Source organism: Neisseria sp. P0021.S005 (assembly GCF_051956955.1).
Window position 1 is genome coordinate 1 of the sequence record NZ_JBQCWY010000975.1, and the last position, 441, is coordinate 441.

Consider the following 441-nt stretch of genomic DNA (forward strand, 5'->3'; position numbering starts at 1 on the left):
GGGTAGTGGCATCGAGCATGGCGCGGTGTTCTTCTCTGATGTAGGTGCTGCGCTTTTCGGGATTGGTGCCGATGGCGACAATGAGTTCGTCACAGAGGGATTGGGCTTACTGTATCATCCACAGGTGGCCGAGGGTGGAGGGGTCGAAGCTGCCTGCGTACACTGCACGGCGCGGAGTGGTCGTGGTCGTTTTGGGTTGGGAATGGGGTTTGTGTACGTTCAGGATAGGGGAGTTTGCCGGTGATGTCAAAAATCAAAAAGGCCGTCTGAAATTTCCGACGGCCCTTGCGGCTTTATCAGTCGTCACCGCTACTAGAGGTGAGGATTCTCAAGAGGCTGCTGAAGATGTTGTAGATGGAGATGAAGATGGTCCTGTCTCTTATACACCTCCCCGAGCCCACGAGACTAGACCTGATCTTGTGGGCGGCGTTGCCGGATGGG

The 441-nt window shown here is 55.6% G+C and carries 1 pseudogene; it reads right to left on the reverse strand.

The annotated features are described in order from the left end of the window. Nucleotides 1-223: pseudogene (locus ACTHUE_RS20445) on the reverse strand (adenylyltransferase/cytidyltransferase family protein); the annotation flags it as partial. Nucleotides 224-441 lie beyond the last annotated feature (218 nt).